This is a genomic window from Metabacillus indicus, assembly GCF_046603695.1.
GTDB classification, from domain to species: Bacteria; Bacillota; Bacilli; order Bacillales; family Bacillaceae; genus Bacillus_P; species Bacillus_P indicus.
In genome coordinates this window covers 417,323-435,485 of record NZ_CP176757.1, presented here as the reverse complement: position 1 = coordinate 435,485, position 18,163 = coordinate 417,323, and the positions used below count along the sequence as shown (strand labels likewise).

The 18,163-nt window shown below is 44.7% G+C and carries 17 protein-coding genes; 2 read left to right on the top strand and 15 right to left on the bottom strand.

What is annotated here, in order from left to right; genetic code table 11:
* Positions 1-219: 219 nt before the first annotated feature.
* The 7 genes from ACK1LH_RS02390 to ACK1LH_RS02360 all read right to left on the bottom strand — a co-directional run bounded on the left by ACK1LH_RS02390 (position 220) and on the right by ACK1LH_RS02360 (position 7,557).
* Entirely contained in the window at positions 220-666 is a 447-nt protein-coding gene (locus tag ACK1LH_RS02390; RefSeq protein ID WP_029285736.1) for a threonine/serine exporter family protein, read from the bottom strand.
* A 14-nt stretch (positions 667-680) separates the two neighbouring features.
* A complete protein-coding gene (locus tag ACK1LH_RS02385) occupies positions 681-1,442 on the bottom strand; it encodes a threonine/serine exporter family protein (protein ID WP_029567161.1) in 762 nt (253 codons plus the stop codon).
* A gap of 628 nt (positions 1,443-2,070) precedes the next feature.
* Positions 2,071-4,767: a GTP-binding protein gene (locus tag ACK1LH_RS02380; RefSeq protein ID WP_411334377.1), complete on the bottom strand. Its 2,697-nt coding sequence runs from the start codon at positions 4,765-4,767 to the stop codon at positions 2,071-2,073.
* A gap of 321 nt (positions 4,768-5,088) precedes the next feature.
* Entirely contained in the window at positions 5,089-5,475 is a 387-nt protein-coding gene (locus tag ACK1LH_RS02375) for an SseB family protein (protein ID WP_029285730.1), read from the bottom strand.
* On the bottom strand, positions 5,472-5,876 hold the full coding sequence (locus tag ACK1LH_RS02370; protein WP_029285728.1) for a hypothetical protein: 405 nt from the start codon (positions 5,874-5,876) through the stop codon (positions 5,472-5,474). The genes ACK1LH_RS02375 and ACK1LH_RS02370 overlap by 4 nt, the downstream gene beginning before the upstream one ends.
* Positions 5,869-7,191 carry a hypothetical protein gene (locus tag ACK1LH_RS02365; RefSeq protein ID WP_411334376.1) on the bottom strand — a complete coding sequence of 441 codons (1,323 nt, stop codon included), beginning with the start codon at positions 7,189-7,191 and terminating at the stop codon, positions 5,869-5,871. The genes ACK1LH_RS02370 and ACK1LH_RS02365 overlap by 8 nt, the downstream gene beginning before the upstream one ends.
* 42 nt (positions 7,192-7,233) lie before the next feature.
* Positions 7,234-7,557, bottom strand: coding sequence for a hypothetical protein (locus ACK1LH_RS02360; protein WP_029285724.1), 324 nt, complete (start codon positions 7,555-7,557; stop codon positions 7,234-7,236).
* A 332-nt stretch (positions 7,558-7,889) separates the two neighbouring features.
* On the opposite strand from ACK1LH_RS02360, the gene ACK1LH_RS02355 reads away from it, so the two are divergent.
* Positions 7,890-9,560, top strand: coding sequence for a glutamine--tRNA ligase/YqeY domain fusion protein (locus ACK1LH_RS02355; protein WP_029285722.1), 1,671 nt, complete (start codon positions 7,890-7,892; stop codon positions 9,558-9,560).
* A gap of 645 nt (positions 9,561-10,205) precedes the next feature.
* Here the strand turns inward: ACK1LH_RS02355 and nadE are convergent.
* The 8 genes from nadE to ACK1LH_RS02315 all read right to left on the bottom strand — a co-directional run bounded on the left by nadE (position 10,206) and on the right by ACK1LH_RS02315 (position 17,013).
* The gene (gene nadE, locus ACK1LH_RS02350; RefSeq protein WP_411334375.1) at positions 10,206-11,027 is read right to left on the bottom strand and encodes an ammonia-dependent NAD(+) synthetase; all 822 of its coding nucleotides are present in this window, start codon (positions 11,025-11,027) and stop codon (positions 10,206-10,208) included.
* 12 nt (positions 11,028-11,039) lie between these two features.
* Positions 11,040-11,654, bottom strand: a complete 615-nt coding sequence (gene nadD, locus ACK1LH_RS02345) for a nicotinate (nicotinamide) nucleotide adenylyltransferase (RefSeq protein WP_411334374.1) — start codon at positions 11,652-11,654, stop codon at positions 11,040-11,042.
* A gap of 27 nt (positions 11,655-11,681) precedes the next feature.
* Positions 11,682-13,157: a nicotinate phosphoribosyltransferase gene (locus ACK1LH_RS02340; RefSeq protein ID WP_029285717.1), complete on the bottom strand. Its 1,476-nt coding sequence runs from the start codon at positions 13,155-13,157 to the stop codon at positions 11,682-11,684.
* 16 nt (positions 13,158-13,173) lie between these two features.
* A complete protein-coding gene (locus tag ACK1LH_RS02335; RefSeq protein ID WP_411334373.1) occupies positions 13,174-13,722 on the bottom strand; it encodes a cysteine hydrolase family protein in 549 nt (182 codons plus the stop codon).
* 54 nt (positions 13,723-13,776) lie between these two features.
* Positions 13,777-14,550, bottom strand: coding sequence for an NUDIX hydrolase (locus tag ACK1LH_RS02330; protein ID WP_029566387.1), 774 nt, complete (start codon positions 14,548-14,550; stop codon positions 13,777-13,779).
* Positions 14,551-14,971: 421 nt separating this feature from the next.
* A complete protein-coding gene (locus tag ACK1LH_RS02325; RefSeq protein ID WP_029285714.1) occupies positions 14,972-15,202 on the bottom strand; it encodes an excisionase family DNA-binding protein in 231 nt (76 codons plus the stop codon).
* A 45-nt stretch (positions 15,203-15,247) separates the two neighbouring features.
* Complete coding sequence (locus ACK1LH_RS02320) at positions 15,248-16,591, bottom strand: DUF6612 family protein (protein ID WP_203289481.1); 1,344 nt, start codon at positions 16,589-16,591, stop codon at positions 15,248-15,250.
* 128 nt (positions 16,592-16,719) lie between these two features.
* Entirely contained in the window at positions 16,720-17,013 is a 294-nt protein-coding gene (locus tag ACK1LH_RS02315; RefSeq protein ID WP_139015485.1) for a hypothetical protein, read from the bottom strand.
* Between the two features lie 160 nt (positions 17,014-17,173).
* Between ACK1LH_RS02315 and ACK1LH_RS02310 the strand changes: the two genes are divergently transcribed.
* Positions 17,174-18,136, top strand: a complete 963-nt coding sequence (locus ACK1LH_RS02310) for a D-2-hydroxyacid dehydrogenase (protein WP_203289480.1) — start codon at positions 17,174-17,176, stop codon at positions 18,134-18,136.
* Positions 18,137-18,163: the final 27 nt, after the last annotated feature.

Genomic DNA, 18,163 nt, shown 5'->3' with positions numbered 1-18,163 from the left:
AACAAAAACCATAAAAAAACGCGGGCTCTCTAAAAACACCTATGTTTTTTTATGGTTTCTCATATTCTCAACCGAAGTTTATTCACTTGTCCTTCACAACTCCAATCTTACCTGCCGAACGTAAAGCGCGTGTGAAGGTGATGTGGATTTGTGTGAAGGGAGTGTAAGGTATTTGTAAAACAATAAAAAACCTCCCGCTCAAAAAACGGAAGGTTAACGTTATTTCACTTTTGTCCGAAGCTGGGATTTTCTGATCACTTGATTGATCACTTCTGAGAAGACAAGACCGATTGCAATAGAACCGGAAATCATAAAGGCCTTTGCTGCAAGTGTAATTGCCGTATTGTAGTCATTTTCCACAAAATTGCGCATCGCATCATAGGCCATTCCCCCCGGCACCAACGGAATGATTCCGGCAACGCTGAAAATGATGATCGGCGTCTTGTAGATCTTGGCAAACATCTGGCTTGCAACCGCCACAAACACAGCAGCGATGACCGTCGCAGGCACTGCGTCATATCCGAGCCCGACGACTGAAATGTAAATAAACCACCCGCACATCCCGACGAGTCCACATTTGACCAGAGACGGTTTTGGCGCCTGAAAAATAATGCCGAAAGCAGCAGTCGATATAAACGCTGTCAGCAGCTGTCCAATTACCCACATCATTCATTGCTCCTTTAAAATAGTAAAAATACAACCGCAATCCCCGACCCGATCGCAAATGCCGTCAAAAACGCTTCCGCTCCTTTTGAAAGTCCTGAAATCAAATGTCCGGCCATCAAATCCCTGACTGCATTTGTAATAAGCAGACCCGGAACAAGCGGCATCACTGAGCCGATGATCACCTTATCCATCTCTGAGCCAAAACCCGTTTTCACAAACAAATAGGCAAACAGCCCTATCACGAAGGATGCCAGAAATTCAGAGAAAAACTTAATCGGCACAAGGCGGTGAAAATAAATCACAGAAATAAATCCCAGACCGCCCGCAAAAACCGCAGGCATAAAATCAGACCACTGCCCCTGGAACATAATTAAAAAACAGCCGCTCGCTATTGCTGCTGCAAGCACCTGCAGCCCAAGAGAATAAGTGGAACTCGCCTCTTCAATCTCTTTTAAAAGGTCATAGGCCTGATCCACATTAAGCTCGCCGCTGCTGATTCTCCTGGAAATGGCATTTACCTTCGTCACCTTATCCAGATCCGTCGTCCGTTCCATAATCCGAATCAGCTTCGTCTTCGTCGGCTCTTCCGTTTCAATGGAGAAAATAATGCCTGTCGGCGTCACATAGCTGTGTGAGTTCCTTACACCGTATGAGGCTGCAATCCTCATCATCGTATCCTCCACCCGGTATGTTTCCGCGCCGCTGATCAGCATAATCTTCCCCGCCAGAAGGCAAACCTCCATAATTTCATAAGAATAATTTTGCTGCGTCTCCATCTATCCGTTCTCTCCAATAGGCTTTTAGTTTTGATGTTAGGTTCCAGTTTAGCTGAGTTTTTGGGGATTATCAATTTTTGTATGAAAATATGGGGGAGGCGGGGGTTGAACTTCCTGTTTGGAACAGCCAAACTTTGTTTTCCATCTCTTGAGGGTTCTTATCATCTTGTTTAGGACCACCAAACTTCCATTTCCGTCTCTTGAGGGATCTTATCCGCTTGTTGAGTACCACCAAACTTCCATTTCCGTCTCTTGAGGGATCTTATCCGCTTGTTGAGTACCACCAAACTTTCAATTCTGTTCTTTGATGGTCCTTATCCGCTTGTTTAGGACCACCAAACTTCCATTTCCGTTCTTTGATGGTTCTTATCCGCTTGTTGAGTACCATCAAACTTTCAATTCTGTTCTTTGATGGTTCTTATCCGCTTGTTGAGTACCACCAAACTTTCAATTCCGTTCTTTGATGGTTCTTATCCGCTTGTTTAGGACCACCAAACTTCCATTTCCGTTCTTTGATGGTTCTTATCCGCTTGTTGAGTACCATCAAACTTTATTTTCCGTGTTTTGAGGGTTCTTATCCTCATCCAAAGAAAAGAGACCTCCTCTAAAATAGAAGGTCTCTTTTCACTCATCCTATAATATAAGCACTCTCTTCATTCGCCTTAACCATAAACTCAGACTGCAGCAGTCTTACTTCGAAGAGGCGCAATGGATCGTAGTAAATTTCCGGATTTGATTTCATTTTTTCAAGCGCAGCTTTGCTGCTTGAGATGCTTGTTTCTGACTCCCGGATTGTTTCATCTACGTAAAGAATCGGGTCCTGATAGAAGATCACGATGTCGGATTTGAGCGCTTTTTCAAAGAGATCAAATTCCAGGAAGAATTTCTTTGAGATCTCCGCTGTGATTTCTTCATAGTTTTTGCTTTCCACATATTTTTTATATTGTGTGTAAAGCATAGATTTGTTTTGCGGAAGGGCAGCAAACAGTTTCCCTGCACTTTTCAGGAGGAATTCTGTCGGCTTGAACCGGAGCAGGATGTTTTGTTCTTCAACGTCTGCTCTGCTCGTCATCCGGTTCAGGTCCCTTCTCCAGTCTTCTAATACCTTAAAGTCACAGACAAGCTTCATTTTTTCTTCGCCGTACAGGCCGTTAAATGATGTGCTCATCTCGTTCAGATAGCCCTGGCTTTCATTGAGCTCTTCGTTTGTCCGGGCAAGCCATTCGCGAAGGGCTGTCTGTAGTTTAGGAATCAGATTGTCATGGACATATGTCCCGATTTCCTCGTTCATTTTTCGGTTCAGCGTAATGTGAAGCTGGCTGAAGTCGCTGTCCTCTTTAATGTGAGCTGAGCAGCCGCGCAGGATTTTTGGAAGCTCGAGCTTCAGGTCACGCTTCATTTCAGCTGTTGCTTCGCGGTATGAAGCCGTAATTGCTGCTGCTTTTTCCTGCTCGACGTCTCTTAAATGATTCATAAATCCGTTAAGTCTCACTAAAATATCTTCGTTCCACTTGACGGTTTCCACAAGGTGGTTTTCTGTTTGCACACGCTTGTTCAAGAGGTCAGTAAGCGTTCTGCGGATATAATGCAGCAGTTTCGCTGTGCGTTTCTCTTCATGCTTCGCTCCGCGCGCGCTGAATACAGTTGAAAGGAATTCACCCAGTCCTTTCATATTTCCGGATGAAAAGGCGAATACCTGGGACTGAGGGAAAAACTGATGAATGGTCCCCTGAAGATCCTCTGCAGCTCTCCATTCGGCCGTATTCAGGATAAAATGGAACGGCGTGTTAAGCGCATATTCCTGAAGCTGCCTTAAAATTTCAAGCTCCTGCTCATTAAAAGGCGTGTTTCTGTCAAGAACAAACAGCATTCCATCTGAAAGCGGCAGAAACTCTGCCGTTTGAGCGATGTCACTGTTCCGGCTGATTTCAGCTGTATGCAGGAGGGTCAGACGGTTGAATTCAAGCAGTTCTGCAGGCCACTTCACTTCAGTCCAGACATCCGGGGAATTGATCAGCTCCGACTGATCGGAGCGCTTTTCTGTTCCGGTATCTGTAATCTGGTTCATCTCAGCGATATCACCCTCCGAGCGGACGAAAACAGGTGAACGTGTTTCTGTTACAAGGTTTTCGCCAAGGATGCGGTTAATCAATGCAGCTTTTTCGCCTTCAGGTGTTCCGCTGACAAGAACATGAGAGGTGTTTAAATCTGCAAGCTCGGAAACAAGCCATTTACTCTGATAACCGACCTCTAAGTGGTTATTTTCAGCCCATGCCACGAGTGACTTGAACAAATCAAGGCTGTAGTCAAATCTGACGCTGTCGTGCTCTGAATCAAAGATTAATGTTTCTGCTGTTTTCAGTGATTCTGCATCCATGGAGGCAGGAAAAATCTCGTTCCAGGCAAGCACTGCCGTAGCTGCAAACAAAGCTTTCGACTGATTGGCAAGCTTCTGCCAGTTTGAAAGAAGAACAGGGACGATGTCCTCCAGTTCTTTCACAAGATACGTGCCGTTTATGATGCTTAAATAGGTATTCTGATGAATATCAGACATTTTTGACCAGCTCTCAAACGGCTGAACCTCCACGTTCAGGAAAATCGTATTGACCGTTTTCAGCCATGAAAGATAAAACTCTCCGTTCCGGTAGCTGTCCCAAAGAGAGGCAGTGACACGCTGGAACAGTTTCTGGTTTTTGCGGTAAAGAGAAATGAGCGGCTGATAGAAAAATTCCGGGTCGAATGATTTTGTGTAGCCCGCCTGAACATATTCATCAAGCAGTTCGAACCATTCCGGCTCCTCTGTCCGCAGGCCTTCATTAACAGCAAGCTCTGCAGCCATTTTCCAGTCCTGCTGGTCTTCATAAAACGACCGGGCAAGATCGGTGACATTCGGATAATCGGGATCCAGATCAAGAGCTTTTTTAATAACCTTATAGGCAAGCTCGATTTTCTCTCTCAGAAGATAGAGAGAAAACAGCTCCAGCGCGACCTCCATCTTTAACGTCTTGGAGTCGCTTTTAATGCCCGTATAAATATCTTCGGCTGCAGAAAGATGGCCTAGCGCATAATAGGAATCGGCAATATTTTTTCTCGCCCACGGTTCAAGCTCATTGCTGATGTTCTCCCATTTAAAAATCGCTGTTTCATAGTCTTTGTTATGAAAATAAATCTCGCCCTGGGCATAACGGATATAGGAAAGATCGATCACTTCTTTTGCCTGCTCCTCAAAGTGAAGCTCACCGAGAACCTGAACAGGCTGTTCCGTTCTGTCTTCCATAAAACGTTCGAAATATGATTTATGAATCAGCTGTTTATCGTTTGTCATAGTATCCTCCACCTAACGTACGCTAGAAACTTATATAATGATCTATTCTATCAAAACTTTCTCCTATATGGCTTAGTTTGTGTTACCCCTTTTCTGAGGGTTTCACACCGACTATCGATCTAGTTAGTGGGATATTCATCCAAAAACAGCACAGCAAATACGATGAATACGGGTTTTACGCCGACATAATTGGCTGAAATTAGAAAATACCCGCTGAATTGTTTTGCCGTTTGTGAAGATCATCATACGAAAGACTTATTTTGTTTTAGCCGTTTTCTTATAAAAACAAAAAGAGAGATTCCTCTCTCTTTTGGCTGAATGCTATTTAAAATAGTTTTGCCCTCTCTTCATCATTCCGAGTTCCTGCGGAATGAGAAGCTTTGAGAGGGGAGTATCAGGGTTCAGGATGATTCCCGTCTGATCATCAAGCATCTGCAGAAGCTCTCTGAACGGAACCTGAACAGCCGTGTTTTTCTGAAACATTTTCCGGATGGGGAATTCCGATGAGAAGACCGGAAGAAGTTTTTTTTGTTTCTTCTCCATGATGTGGACGTGATCCAGGGAAAATGGACTGTTCTTTTGGAGGCCCTGCTTTTGGACAAGCCAAACGCTGCTGTCTTTTAAAACGTCGTAAAAACCGGCGACTTTCTCATTGCTGCTCATGGCATCAATCAATGCTTTTTCTAAGGTGTTGAATGGTGTGCTCATTTTTCGCCGAATCCCAGAATCGGACTTTTCTTTTCTTGAATCTGGACGTCATCCACGCTTACTTTTTTGATGTATTCATATTTGCCTAACGAAGAAAAGCCGAGTTTGTCGACAGACTCAGGGTCCATCGACTTGAGGATAATCGTTCCGTTCTCTTCGTTTACACCTTCAATCGCAAATTCCTGGCCGCGGTAGTTGGCAGACAGCTTGTATTCATACGCATTTTCAAGCTCTGACTGGTCAATTTGCTTAATGAATACGTTCTTTTTTAGCCCCGCTGCCTGAAATCCGTTCTGAGCAGAAGCTTTATCACGCGTCCGAAGAGTCACTTTTCCGCTTCCTTCGGGAATAATCGAGTATTCCTCGCCTTTGTAAATCCCGTATTCTCCTTTTTTAATCATCGCTGGTTAACTCCTCTATGCTATAAAATCGCTGATCATATTTATCGTACATGCCGACAAGTTCTTCTGTGCCGTCCCTTACAATATAAATTTCTGCGGCGCTTGGACGAGCATTATTGCCGTAAATGGTTTCGTATTCAGGCACTATTTTCCCGTTCTCGGCAGCTGTAAATCCATGGCCTGTCTGCGGATAGCTGATGTATTCGTTCGGTTTGGCTGCATGAGGACTGTTCATTTCCTCCGCATAAGGTATCTTGAGCCGGTCGCTTTGATCCGTTGTAAATCGGATAACGGCATATTCTTTGTCCGGCGCAAACGGAGTATTCGGATAGTCCATTCTAAGAGAATGGTACATATCGTCAGATGAAACTATATCGCTGACATCTTCCATTTTGGCAATACATCCGCCGACATCTGTTATATCACCGGATAAATATAAAGCAAGCTTGTCCCCGTCAATGACTTTTTGCAGGACAGTCGTGCTTGTGACAGGCGGAACCGCCTCCCGCACACGATGCATGCTGTCCAGTTCTTCAGGCGTAAGATCTTTATAGTAGGATGACTGTAGGTCTAAAAACTCATCCTTCGTCAGTCCAGCCTCATCCAGCACCCCGCCAATCTCTGCAGCAAACCCTTTTCCCTGCGGAAGCTTCGCAAAATCAAAACTTGTGTCCATGCCGTGAGTGACAGTTGTAACTTTGGGGGCAGACGGCGCCTCGTCAGGCACTTTAGTAAGCTTGGCAGCTTTGCCGAGCTTGTCAATTCCTTTTCCTCCAAGAAGACCAAGCCCAATGGAGACAATCCCATATGTAAAAAATTCCGTCCGGCTGTACACATCTCCATTGATCACTTTTGTCTCCCACGCTTCAGTCAGCGTGTTCCACATCGTTTCAAGGGTTTCAAGGGGATGGATAATCGCCTCCCACATCGCTTCGTACGTTTCCCATTCAAACAGGGACACAAGCCCGTCCCATGCATCTGTGAGGCCGTTGCTTGCTCCGTCCCACAGCCCCGAGAAAAAACCGCCCCAGCCCGAAGAAGCAGATGCTTTTGCGGCCTCATCTGCTTCCCTCATGCCCGACGCAGTATTTTCAATATGTTTCTTGGCATCTTCGGTTAATGTATGAAAACGATTGACCAAGTGCCTGATTTCTTCCTGAAGATCGAGAGCTGTGCTCACTCTGGCGACAGATGTGAAGCGCAGCCTTGCTGATTCCCAGCTTAAAAGATCCAATGCATCACCGGTATAAGAGCGGGACCTGTCAATTCGGCTTGCGAATGTTTCAAGTTCTTCCGGTCTGATTTTTATTTCCATGAATAGCTACCTCTCCTTTATCCCGTGAATGCGGATCTTTCTTTATGCGAAAGTATCTGCAAGATGTCTGAGTCTTGCAATTTCCCCTCTCAGTTCCTGGTACAGCTCATCTTTGACATCATCTATTTGAAAAGCAACAGAACGGATTTCCGCATGGATGCTTTCATAGGCAAGCTTTGCCTGCCCTGTCCATTCATCTGCATACTGCTGATGGCTCGTTTCAAAATGAAACACCCCGTCATCAAACGTGCCCATGGCATTTTTGATGGCAGCAAGATACGCTTCAAGTTCATCTGCATCCCGGTTGTACTCAGCCTGTTTTCTTTTCCTCTCCAAGTCTTCAAAGAAGTCCTCGATCGTATCCAACAAGTTCTTTCCACGTCCTTCTTCCTGTTTTAGAAGCATCTTACTAGTTATGTTAAAATATGGGGATGATTCGTACAACTATCTATTAAACTATTTTTGCATATAGGTGAATATGACTAGAAACCCGATTCACCTTTCCTACTATTAGAATATATAGAAAACTCCGTACAGTTTATTCCTTCCTTTAAAGGTTTATTTTATACAAAAAAGCCCCGCAAGCCAAGAAACAGCTGAATTCATTTGAATAAATGCCGCGGGAAACTTATAATTGTAAAATGAACTGATGATTTATGGATATAATGAAGGTTACATAGAAGAAAGGACGATACATTTTGGAAAATAACTCGTCAAATTTTATTAAAACGATCATGAAAGAAGATCTGGAAAGCGGCAAGCATTCGACTGTCATCACACGCTTCCCTCCCGAGCCAAACGGCTATCTTCATATCGGACATGCAAAATCGATCCTCATCAATTTTGAACTTGCCGATGATTTCGGCGGCAGAACAAATCTCCGTTTTGATGACACGAACCCTCTCAAAGAAGATCAGGAATACGTTGATTCCATTAAAGAGGATGTAAAGTGGCTGGGGTATGAATGGGACGAGCTTCGTTTCGCATCCAACTACTTCGAGGAAATGTACAATCGTGCGGTTCTGCTAATTAAAAAAGGAAAAGCTTATGTGGATGACCTTACGCCTGATGAAATCCGCGAATACCGGGGCACCCTTACTGAGCCGGGAAAAGACAGCCCGTACCGCAGCCGTTCTGTGGAAGAAAACCTCGACCTGTTTGAGAAGATGCGAAATGGCGAATTCGAAACAGGAACTAAAGTGCTCCGCGCTAAAATTGACATGACGTCGCCGAACATGAACATGCGCGACCCGGTCATCTACCGCGTTTCACACGCTGTTCACCATAACACAGGTGATGCTTGGTGCATCTATCCGATGTATGACTTTGCCCATCCTCTGGAAGATGCGATTGAAGGCGTTACTCATTCCATCTGCACAACCGAGTTTGAAGACCATCGCCCTCTCTATAACTGGGTTGTTGAAGAATGTGAAATGGAAACGAAACCGCAGCAAATCGAGTTTGGACGCCTGAATATCACAAACACGGTCATGAGCAAGCGCAAACTGAAACAGCTTGTGGATGAAGGTTTTGTAGACGGCTGGGATGACCCGCGCATGCCGACTGTATCCGGTTTAAGAAGAAAAGGCTACACGGCTGATGCCATCCGCAATTTTGTAAGAGAAACAGGCGTATCAAAAGGGTACGGCGCGGTTGACGAGGCGATGCTCGAGTACTATGTGCGCGAGGATCTGAAGCTGAAAGCACCACGTACAATGGGCGTGCTCAAGCCACTTAAAGTCGTGATTACCAACTATCCTGAAGGACAAACGGAAATGCTCGATGCAGAAATCAATCCGGAAGTACCTGAAATGGGCTCGCGCCAAATTCCATTCGGACGTGAAATCTACATCGAACAGGATGATTTCATGGAAGATCCTCCGAAAAAATATTTCCGTCTTTTCCCTGGCAACGAAGTTCGTCTGAAGCATGCTTACTTCATCAAATGTGAAGAAGTCATCAAAGATGAAAACGGCCAGGTCATTGAGCTCCGCTGCACATATGATCCGGAAACTAAGAGCGGCACCGGCTTTACAGGCCGTAAAGTAAAAGGCACCATCCACTGGGTGGAAGCATCGCAGGCCGTTCCAGCAGAATTCCGCCTGTACGAGCCGCTAATCCGCGATGCAGACCTTGAAGCTGAAAAAAGCGAAGAAGAAGCAGAGGAAAAAACATTCCTCGATTTCGTCAATGAAAACTCCCTGGAAGTGGCGCAAGGCTTTGTCGAGCCAAACATGAAAGAAGTAAAGGCACACGACAAGTTCCAGTTTTTCAGACACGGATACTTTAACGTTGACCCTAAAAACTCGACTCCTGAAAAAGCGGTCTTCAACAGAATCGTATCGCTTAAGAGTTCGTTTAAATTATAATAAACCTGAAAAGACCTGATTTCACGAGCTGAAATCAGGTCTTTTTCCTATTTTTATTCAAAACATTTCTTCATCTTTCGTCAGCGGTCCATGTTAAAACCTGTCGCTTCATGACAGGTGAAGTCGAATGCACCTGTGATTCTGCCCATTTCCCCATCAGCGCCCCGAACTTTGATGAACATTGTGTGGTTTTACATATTTCGGAATGCGGTATAAACGTACTAACAAAGAAAATAAACGATTGCCCAAATACATAATTATTCGAAGGGAGGAACGTGAGATATGAAGATCAAGGCAGGGAGCTGGAGAATGCTCAGCGCGAAGGAAAAACAGTTCATTTTACAGGCCGTCAGCCACCGGGTGAAAAAATAATGAAATAGCTGTATTTAGCGCGGGGATTCCAGTATGCCCTGCCGAAGAACAAAAGCGGAAGTGCCTTGGTCAGATCCGATAGGCAGATAAGAATCCGTCGGAAAAGTCCGGGGTTGACTTTTTTGACGGATTTGTTCTGACAGAGGATCTAGGCGCTTACGCTTGCCGAGGATAACTTTGTTATGTTATGCATAGCCTTTTATTCTTTATAATTTCGATAACAACCTAAAAAGCAGCCGGATACCCTCCGGCTGCTTTCTTAATGTCTGCTTCTTATTTCCACCATCCATCAAACTTGCTCGCCGGCAGCTGACGCTTGTGTTCGGTCATCACATAGCGCTTCTCTACTTTAGAAGCAACTTCTTCTGAAACCGGCTTTCCTTCCAGATAATCATCCAGCTCATCGTAGGTAATGCCAAGCTCAGTCTCGTCTGCCTGCTGCGGTTTATTATCAAGCAGATCGGCTGTCGGCACCTTCAGATACAGTCTTTCATCCGCACCAAGCTCCTTAAGCAGACTTCTGCCCTGACGTTTGGACAGTCCGGAAAGCGGAAGCAGATCGGCACCGCCATCTCCGTATTTTGTAAAGAAGCCTGTTACCGCTTCGGCTGCATGATCTGTTCCAATGACAAGCAATCCTTCCTGTCCGGCGATTGCGTACTGTGTGATCATGCGTGTTCTTGCTTTCACATTCCCTTTGTTAAAGTCGCTCAGCTTGTCATCAGCTGCCTGAGCGTATTGACTCTCAAAAGATTCAACTGTTGATTTAATGTCAAATGTGACGGATTGGTCCGGCTTAATGAACTCAAGGGCAAACTGTGCATCATCTTCATCGTGCTGCACACCATGAGGCAGTCTGACCGCAATGAATTTTGCCTCTTGCATGCCTTCTTCTCTCAATTCTTCCACTGCAAGCTGCGCAAGACGCCCTGCAAGCGTAGAATCCTGACCGCCGCTTATGCCAAGGACGAATCCTTTAGCATGTGCTTTTTTCACATAGGCTTTTAAAAAGTCGATGCGTTCTCTGATTTCTGCCTTCGGATCAATTTCAGGTTTTACATTCAAGTCATTTCTAATTTTCTCCTGCATGCTCATCTTCATTGCCTCCTATTGATATAAAGAATGTTTTTTGATGTATTCGTAACAGGCATCAGGCAGCAGATAGCGCGGCTCTCCGCCTTTTGAAAACTCATCTCTGATGTATGTAGAACTGATTTCCATTGCAAGCCCCTTGTCAATCAGATGAAAAGTGGACCCGTCATCATGGTTTCTGAGAAGAGGCGACCGGGAAATGGTCCGCAGCATATCAATGCCTTCCCTTGCCATGATGATGAATTTATTGCCTGCGACCAGCTCCTGATCGTACTTCCACTTGCCGTCCGCAATATCCACAAGCAGGTCGGCCCCCATGATAAAATAAATTTCATCATTCGGGTACTTCTTTTTAAAGTGCTCAAGTGTATAGTAGGTGTATACATTCCAAGCCTCCTGATTAATCTCATAATCATCGGCGAGAAACTTATCATTTCCTTCAAGTGCAAGCTGAAGCATATTCCAGCGGTGAAGATCGGACGTTTTCATTGCTTTGTCTTTCCTTTTACCTGAACACGGCAGAAAAATGACCTTATCCAGCCTGCAGCGGTGTGCTACTGTACTTGCTGTCCACAAATGAACATTTGTAACCGGATCAAATGATGATCCGTAAATTCCGATCTTCCCCATTTTGCTTCTCTCCCATCAAGCTTCTGTTTAGTTGTTTCCCTCTTCAATCATTTCTTTAACCTTTGTTTTTACTTCTTCTATGTTTCTCATTTTGTTCTCCCAGCACGCTTCGCTCAAGTCAACCGGATACTCCTCCGGGTGCATCGTCCGCTTATACTCATCCCAGAGAACTTCCATGTTGCTTGCCGCATATTGCTGGATGTCCTGAAGTTCAGGCAGCTCATACACAAGCTTTCCATCTGCAAAGATATCCTGGTGAAGGTCCTTTGCTTCAAAATTTGTCACAAACTTGCTGACAAACGTGTGAACCGGATGGAACATTTTCAGGCGCTTTTCTTCTCCAGGATTTTCATCCTCAAGAGCAATATAGTCCCCTTCTGATTTATGGTTCAGGGTGTTGATGATCCGGTAGACCTTCTTAATGCCGGGTGTCGTCACTTTCTCCGGATTTCCGCTGATTTTTATCGTATCCTGCATCTTGCCATTCTCATCTTCAATTGAAACAAGTTTGTACACAGCACCTAGAGCAGCCTGATCGTAAGCGGTAATCAGCTTCGTGCCGATACCCCAGGAATCAATTCTTGCACCCTGTGACTTCAGGTTGATGATTGTATTTTCATCAAGATCGTTTGAAGCAATGATCTTCGTTTCAGTGAATCCCGCCTCATCCAGCATCTTTCTTGCTTTTTTTGAGAGGTACGCAAGATCGCCGCTGTCTAAGCGGATGCCTTTGAAATTAATCTTATCGCCGAGCTCCTTTGCAACCTTAATCGCATTCGGCACGCCTGATTTCAGCGTATCGTAAGTATCAACTAGGAACACGCAATCCTTATGGCGGCGCGCATATTTATGAAAAGCAGTATACTCATCGCGGTAGGCCTGAACCAGAGCGTGAGCGTGCGTCCCTGCAACCGGAATGCCGAACATTTTCCCTGCGCGGACATTTGATGTTGCATCAAATCCGCCAATGTAGGCAGCACGCGTTCCCCAGATAGCTGCGTCCATCTCATGCGCCCGGCGCGTTCCGAATTCCATTGCGCTCTGCTCCCCGACCACATGCTTAATACGTGAAGCTTTTGTTGCAATCAATGTTTGGTAATTCACAATGTTCAGCAGCGCTGTTTCAACAAGCTGCGCTTCAGCAAGCGGTGCCTCAATCCGGAGAATCGGTTCATTCGCAAAAACAAGCTCTCCTTCAACCATCGACCTTACATTACCCGTGAAACGCACTCCTTTTAGATACTCCAAATAGTCTTCTCTATAACCAAGCTCATCACGAAGATACTCTATATCACTCTCTGTAAAAGAGAAATTCTGCAGGTATTCAACAATCCGCTCAAGACCTGCAAAAACCCCATAGCCGTTGCTGAAAGGCAGCTTTCTGAAAAAAACCTCAAACACCGCCCTGCGGTTATGCATATTGTCTTCCCAGTAGGTTTCTGCCATATTAATCTGGTAAAGATCTGTATGAAGCATCAAGCTGTCATCTGTGTATTTCATCATTGGAACCTCCATCTATCTATTCAACCTTCGCATTCATGCTATGTTTAAAATGAGAAAGCGCCCAAGCATGCCCATCCTGATTAAAACTTGCCGTTGCTTTTTCATAAACCGTTATGCCGAATCCCTTATTAAAAGCATCTACAGCTGTATGCAGCACACAAATATCTGTACAAACCCCGACCAGATGAACCTCTGTTATACCTCTTGCGCGAAGCTTTAGCTCAAGATCCGTTCCTGCAAACGCGCTGTATCTTGTTTTATCCATCCATTGTACATGACTTTGCTCTTTATTCTGTTCATAAACCTCTTCAAGCTTCCCAAAAAGCTTGCGGCCGTCTGTTCCTTTTAGATTGTGAGGGGGAAACAAAGCTGTCTCAGGATGAAAAGGATCATTTTGCTCGTGCATATCAATTGCGAAAACAACCAAGTCACCCGCTGCAAGAAAGTCTTTCGTTACGTTTACAATCTCCTCTTCTATTGCCTGGCCCGGCTTCCCGCAAGTTAAAGCTCCGTCATCCGCTACAAAATCCACCGTATAGTCAATGTTAATTAACGCTCTTTTCATCAATGTCCACTCCCCTATAGTATTTAACACTTAATGAATTGTTAATTATCAAATCTAATAACGCGCTGTATAAATCGGTTTCACAACATCCATTTCAATAAACGTATAAAGCTGAGTAGGCTTTTTTGAAGTTCTCGAAGTCTTCCCCTCTGCCTCTTTAATAAATGGCAGTGTTTTGATTTTCCGCGAAAAGGACTGCTCGCTTACGATCGCCGGATCATACGTGACCGTTTTAAGTACTGCCTGCAGCTCAGAATAAGTAAAAAATTCAGGAAGAAAATTCTTCGCCACAGTCGTCTGCAAAAGATCATTTGTAATGACATTGATTGCATCCTCAATAATCTTGCGGTGATCAAATGCCAGATCGAGCTTCAGCACTTCTTTTACAGAAAACAGCTCAACCTCGGCCGCATCATCCTGCGCCTTTCTCAATGAAAGAGAATGCTCAGGCACAATCGCATAATGGGCATTTGAGATGATCCATCCGCGCGGATCGCGCCCGGGCTGATCATACACTCCGAAATGCTTCACATGCACCCCGGAAACACTCGTTTCTTCTTCAAGCTCCCGCTTGGCTGCTTCAAACGCTGACTCATCCTCCTGAACAAACCCTCCTGGAAGCGCCCACTTGCTCGCCTCAATGTTCGGATTCCCCTCTGCATCCAGTGCAGCACGCTGAATCAGCATAAGCTTCAGATCCATCAGCGGCGGTTTATACTCCCCGTCAAACTCAGACACAATCGTAAACACACAAATATCGGACGTATACCCATCAGGAGTTCTGTATTTTTTTATATCGTACTTCTTAAGAGCTTCATCATTGGACATTTATACAAACTCCTTCGGTTTTTATAATTAACAAGTTGTTAATTGTTAATTTATTTATACTCTATTCTTCGGAATGTGTCAATGGATTATGTGCGGAAAATAAAAAAAACTTTGGAGGCGATTTTTAGAGCACTTTCTGCCCCACACGCTTCAAAGTTTCTGCTGTTAACTCACTTTTACAACACTTTCAGACGCTCACGCTTCACAGTTTCTGCTGCTAACTCTCGTTTACAACACTTTCTGCCCCACACGCTTCAAAGTTTCTGCTGTTAACTCACTTTTACAACACTTTCAACCGCTCACGCTTACCAGTTTCTGCTGCTAACTCTCGTTTACAACACTTTCTACCAAACACGCTTCCCAGCTTCTGCTGCTAAACTCACGCACTTACACAAAAAAAGAAATGCACAGTATGCATTTCCTAGTCTTCATCCTTGATGTCGATGTCTTCAGGGATTGGCTTGCTGAGCCACTCGTCAAGCTGTTCTTTGTATGTTTCCATCTGCTCGAGATGGGTGGTGAACTGGTCTTTATTGATCAGGTACTGCTCACCGTCATGCACGGCTCTGATTTTTTTCTGAAGAATCAGCGCTTCGATGTAGTTTTCAGGCATGGACAGATGCTCTGCGGTTTCTTTTATCGTCAGGTACATGTGATTTTCCGACCTCTCTTTCAGCTATCCCCTATTATAGTAAGATTACTGAACAAAAGAAAGAAGGTATTCATCCTGCAAAAGCACCTCATAATGGCCCTCTCCGTTTTTGATGACGTTAACAGATGCCTTTACAGGCGGCTCAAGCGGAACCGGTCCTTTGAAGCGATTCGCTGATGCTGTTATCAGCTCATCCACAAATTCTTCGTTTGTCAGCTCGCCGTTCTGCTGCTTTTGCATGACCGGCTGCACAGCTTCTGCGAGAAGACGGTTTTCACTGAAGCCCTGGATTTCAAGATCAACCGTATATGAGTCGGAGCCAGGATTATAGACTGCACCATTCACTTTATATTTGGTTTGCTTGATTGCCGCCAGGAATCCTTCTGTGTAGAGATTGATTTGGTCCTCCGAAACGGCAGCAGGCAAGCCCTGAAAGTTATTCGCCGTATTGGATTTATAGATTTCTACAAAAGCAGACTTCTGGAAGTCTCCTCTTTTTCTAACAGCTTCCTGATCAGGTGCCTCAGGGTGACGTTTCATAAACTCATCCGTATTCTGATAAACCGTTGCCTGGATCAGTGCATCGACATATTCGGCTGCTTCCTGAGCTGATGCTTCCTGTTCAGGTGTTGCCTCTGGTTTGGCCTCAGCCGTGACCGCTCGGATGCTGTCAATCGTGTTATAAGCATACGCGTGTGTTTTGTTCACACTCTGCTCCTGCGTTTTCCCGTTTACTTCAAGAGAAAATGCGTGGTTTCTTTTCATTTCTTTCACACGAGATGTTTCTTTATCAACCGTCACCTCGAGCTCAAACCCTTTTCCTTTTATGGATGAGATGTCCACTTCTGATATGCCTGCTTCTTTTTGAATTCCGGTATAGTAATCTTTCGTCAAATCACTCATCAGTTTCTTCGCTTCTTCTGATGAGCCTTCATATGTAAGGATGTATTCACTGTCTGTTTCTTTAAGCTTCAATTTTTCCGAAAAATCGGGATCGTATTTTTCATAGAAGGCAAGCGGATTTTTGTGCAGGTCAAACTCATACTGCTCGACATAGAGCATATAATCGCTGAGTCTTCCTTCGAGCACCTCTTTTTTCGTGCCATCATCAAAGGTGACTCCATCTTTGCCCGATGAGATTTTAGTGATTCGCTCCCCGTCGTCATATTCCGAATAGGAAAGGCCCTTTTCAAGATCCAGCTGCCTGGTTCCTTTCAGATCGTAGTCATCAGGTGAGGCTGCTTTTTCTTTAAACTTAATCTCCATCGTTTTCACGTCTTTATATGCTTTTTCCATATCAGAAGACGCTTCTTCTGCGGTTTTCCCCCCGCACGCTGCAAGCAATAGTGCCATCCCTGCAACGACCAGCCACCCTGTCATTCTTTTCATGTCAATCCTCCCAGTTTTCATAGATTCCAATTTTACCATGTGAACTAGTAAGTATTTACACTTATTTTCCAATAATTAAACTATTTTTTCCATAAAAAAACCCTCACTTGAAAAAGCGGGGTTCATCATTATCTCGCCTTGCAGATCCGGTTGAGCTTTCCGCTTTCATGATCCACTGCAAAATAATAGTCCGGCCAGCATCCGTCAGCATCTGCCTCCTTATATCCGCAGACAACAGCGGCTTCTGCCATCGTATGAGAACATAAATAAAGAAATGAGTAGCCTTCAGGACTTGGCACATGAAACACCTGATTCCCATCTACATCATAGCCGACAAGGTACTCCGGGGCATCTTCCTTTTCCCCTGCAAGCGCCAAAACCCTTCTGGCACTCGGGTAAAACCGTTCTTGAAGAATTTTCATAGCAAGCAAGTCCACCCCTTGAAATATAGTTCGATACCACTAAGCAGCATATATCTACAGGTTTATTTACCCAGTTTTTCACATTCCTAACGAGAAAAACAAGAAATAAAAAACAAAAAATTCTGTTAAGATAAACCTATTGATAAAGGGAGGAATGACGGTGTCTAAAAGAAAAATGATTATCGCACAAGATTTGCAGGAGAAACATCTTACTGAGATCAGGGAGCTTGCTTCAGGCTGGGAGGTAATCGCCGGGCGGGATGAGTCTGTTTGGAGGAGCCATCTGGCTGACGCTGAGATTATTGCCGGCTGGAAAAAGGGGATGGAGGAGACATGCCTCCATGAATCATCCAAATTGCGCTGGGTGCAGTCATGGAGTGCCGGGGTAAACAGCATGCCGCTTCAAGCTTTGGCAAAGAAAGAAGTGCTTCTTACAAGTGCAAACGGCGTTCATGCAAACCCCATTTCCGAAACCATTTTTGCTCTTATGCTCGGATTAACAAGGAAAATTCATGCCTATGTCCGCAATCAAAGCGAGAAAAAATGGCACCATGAGAACATGAAGCTTGAAATTCACGGCAAAACGCTTGGTGTGATTGGTGTTGGCGCAATCGGGCAGGAAACAGCCAAAATCGCAAAAGCTTTCGGAATGACTGTTCTTGGCGTGAGGCATTCAGGCAAACCCGCAGATTTTGTGGATGAAATGTATACCCAGGGTGACCTCAGCACCATTCTGCCAAGATGTGATTATGTAGCTGTGACCGTGCCGCTGACGTCAGACACAGAACGCCTTTTTACATATGAACAATTTAAACAGATGAAGTCTTCTGCTTACTTCATCAATATTGGCCGCGGTGAAGTGGTTGAAGAAGCAGCGCTTATACAGGCTCTTGCGGAAAATGAAATTGCAGGAGCAGGCCTTGATGTGTTTGAACACGAGCCGCTTGGGGTAAAAAGTCCATTGTGGGAGTTTGAGAATGTCATTATCACCCCCCATACCTCCGGATCAACGGAGTTTTACAACGAGCGCCTTACAGAGAACATCCTGATTCCAAACTTGAAAACCTACCTGTCAGATCGCGTCCCATCTGTAAATTTTGTCGATTACAAAAAAGGATACTGACAGTCTGAAATTTTAAGTATAGGAAGA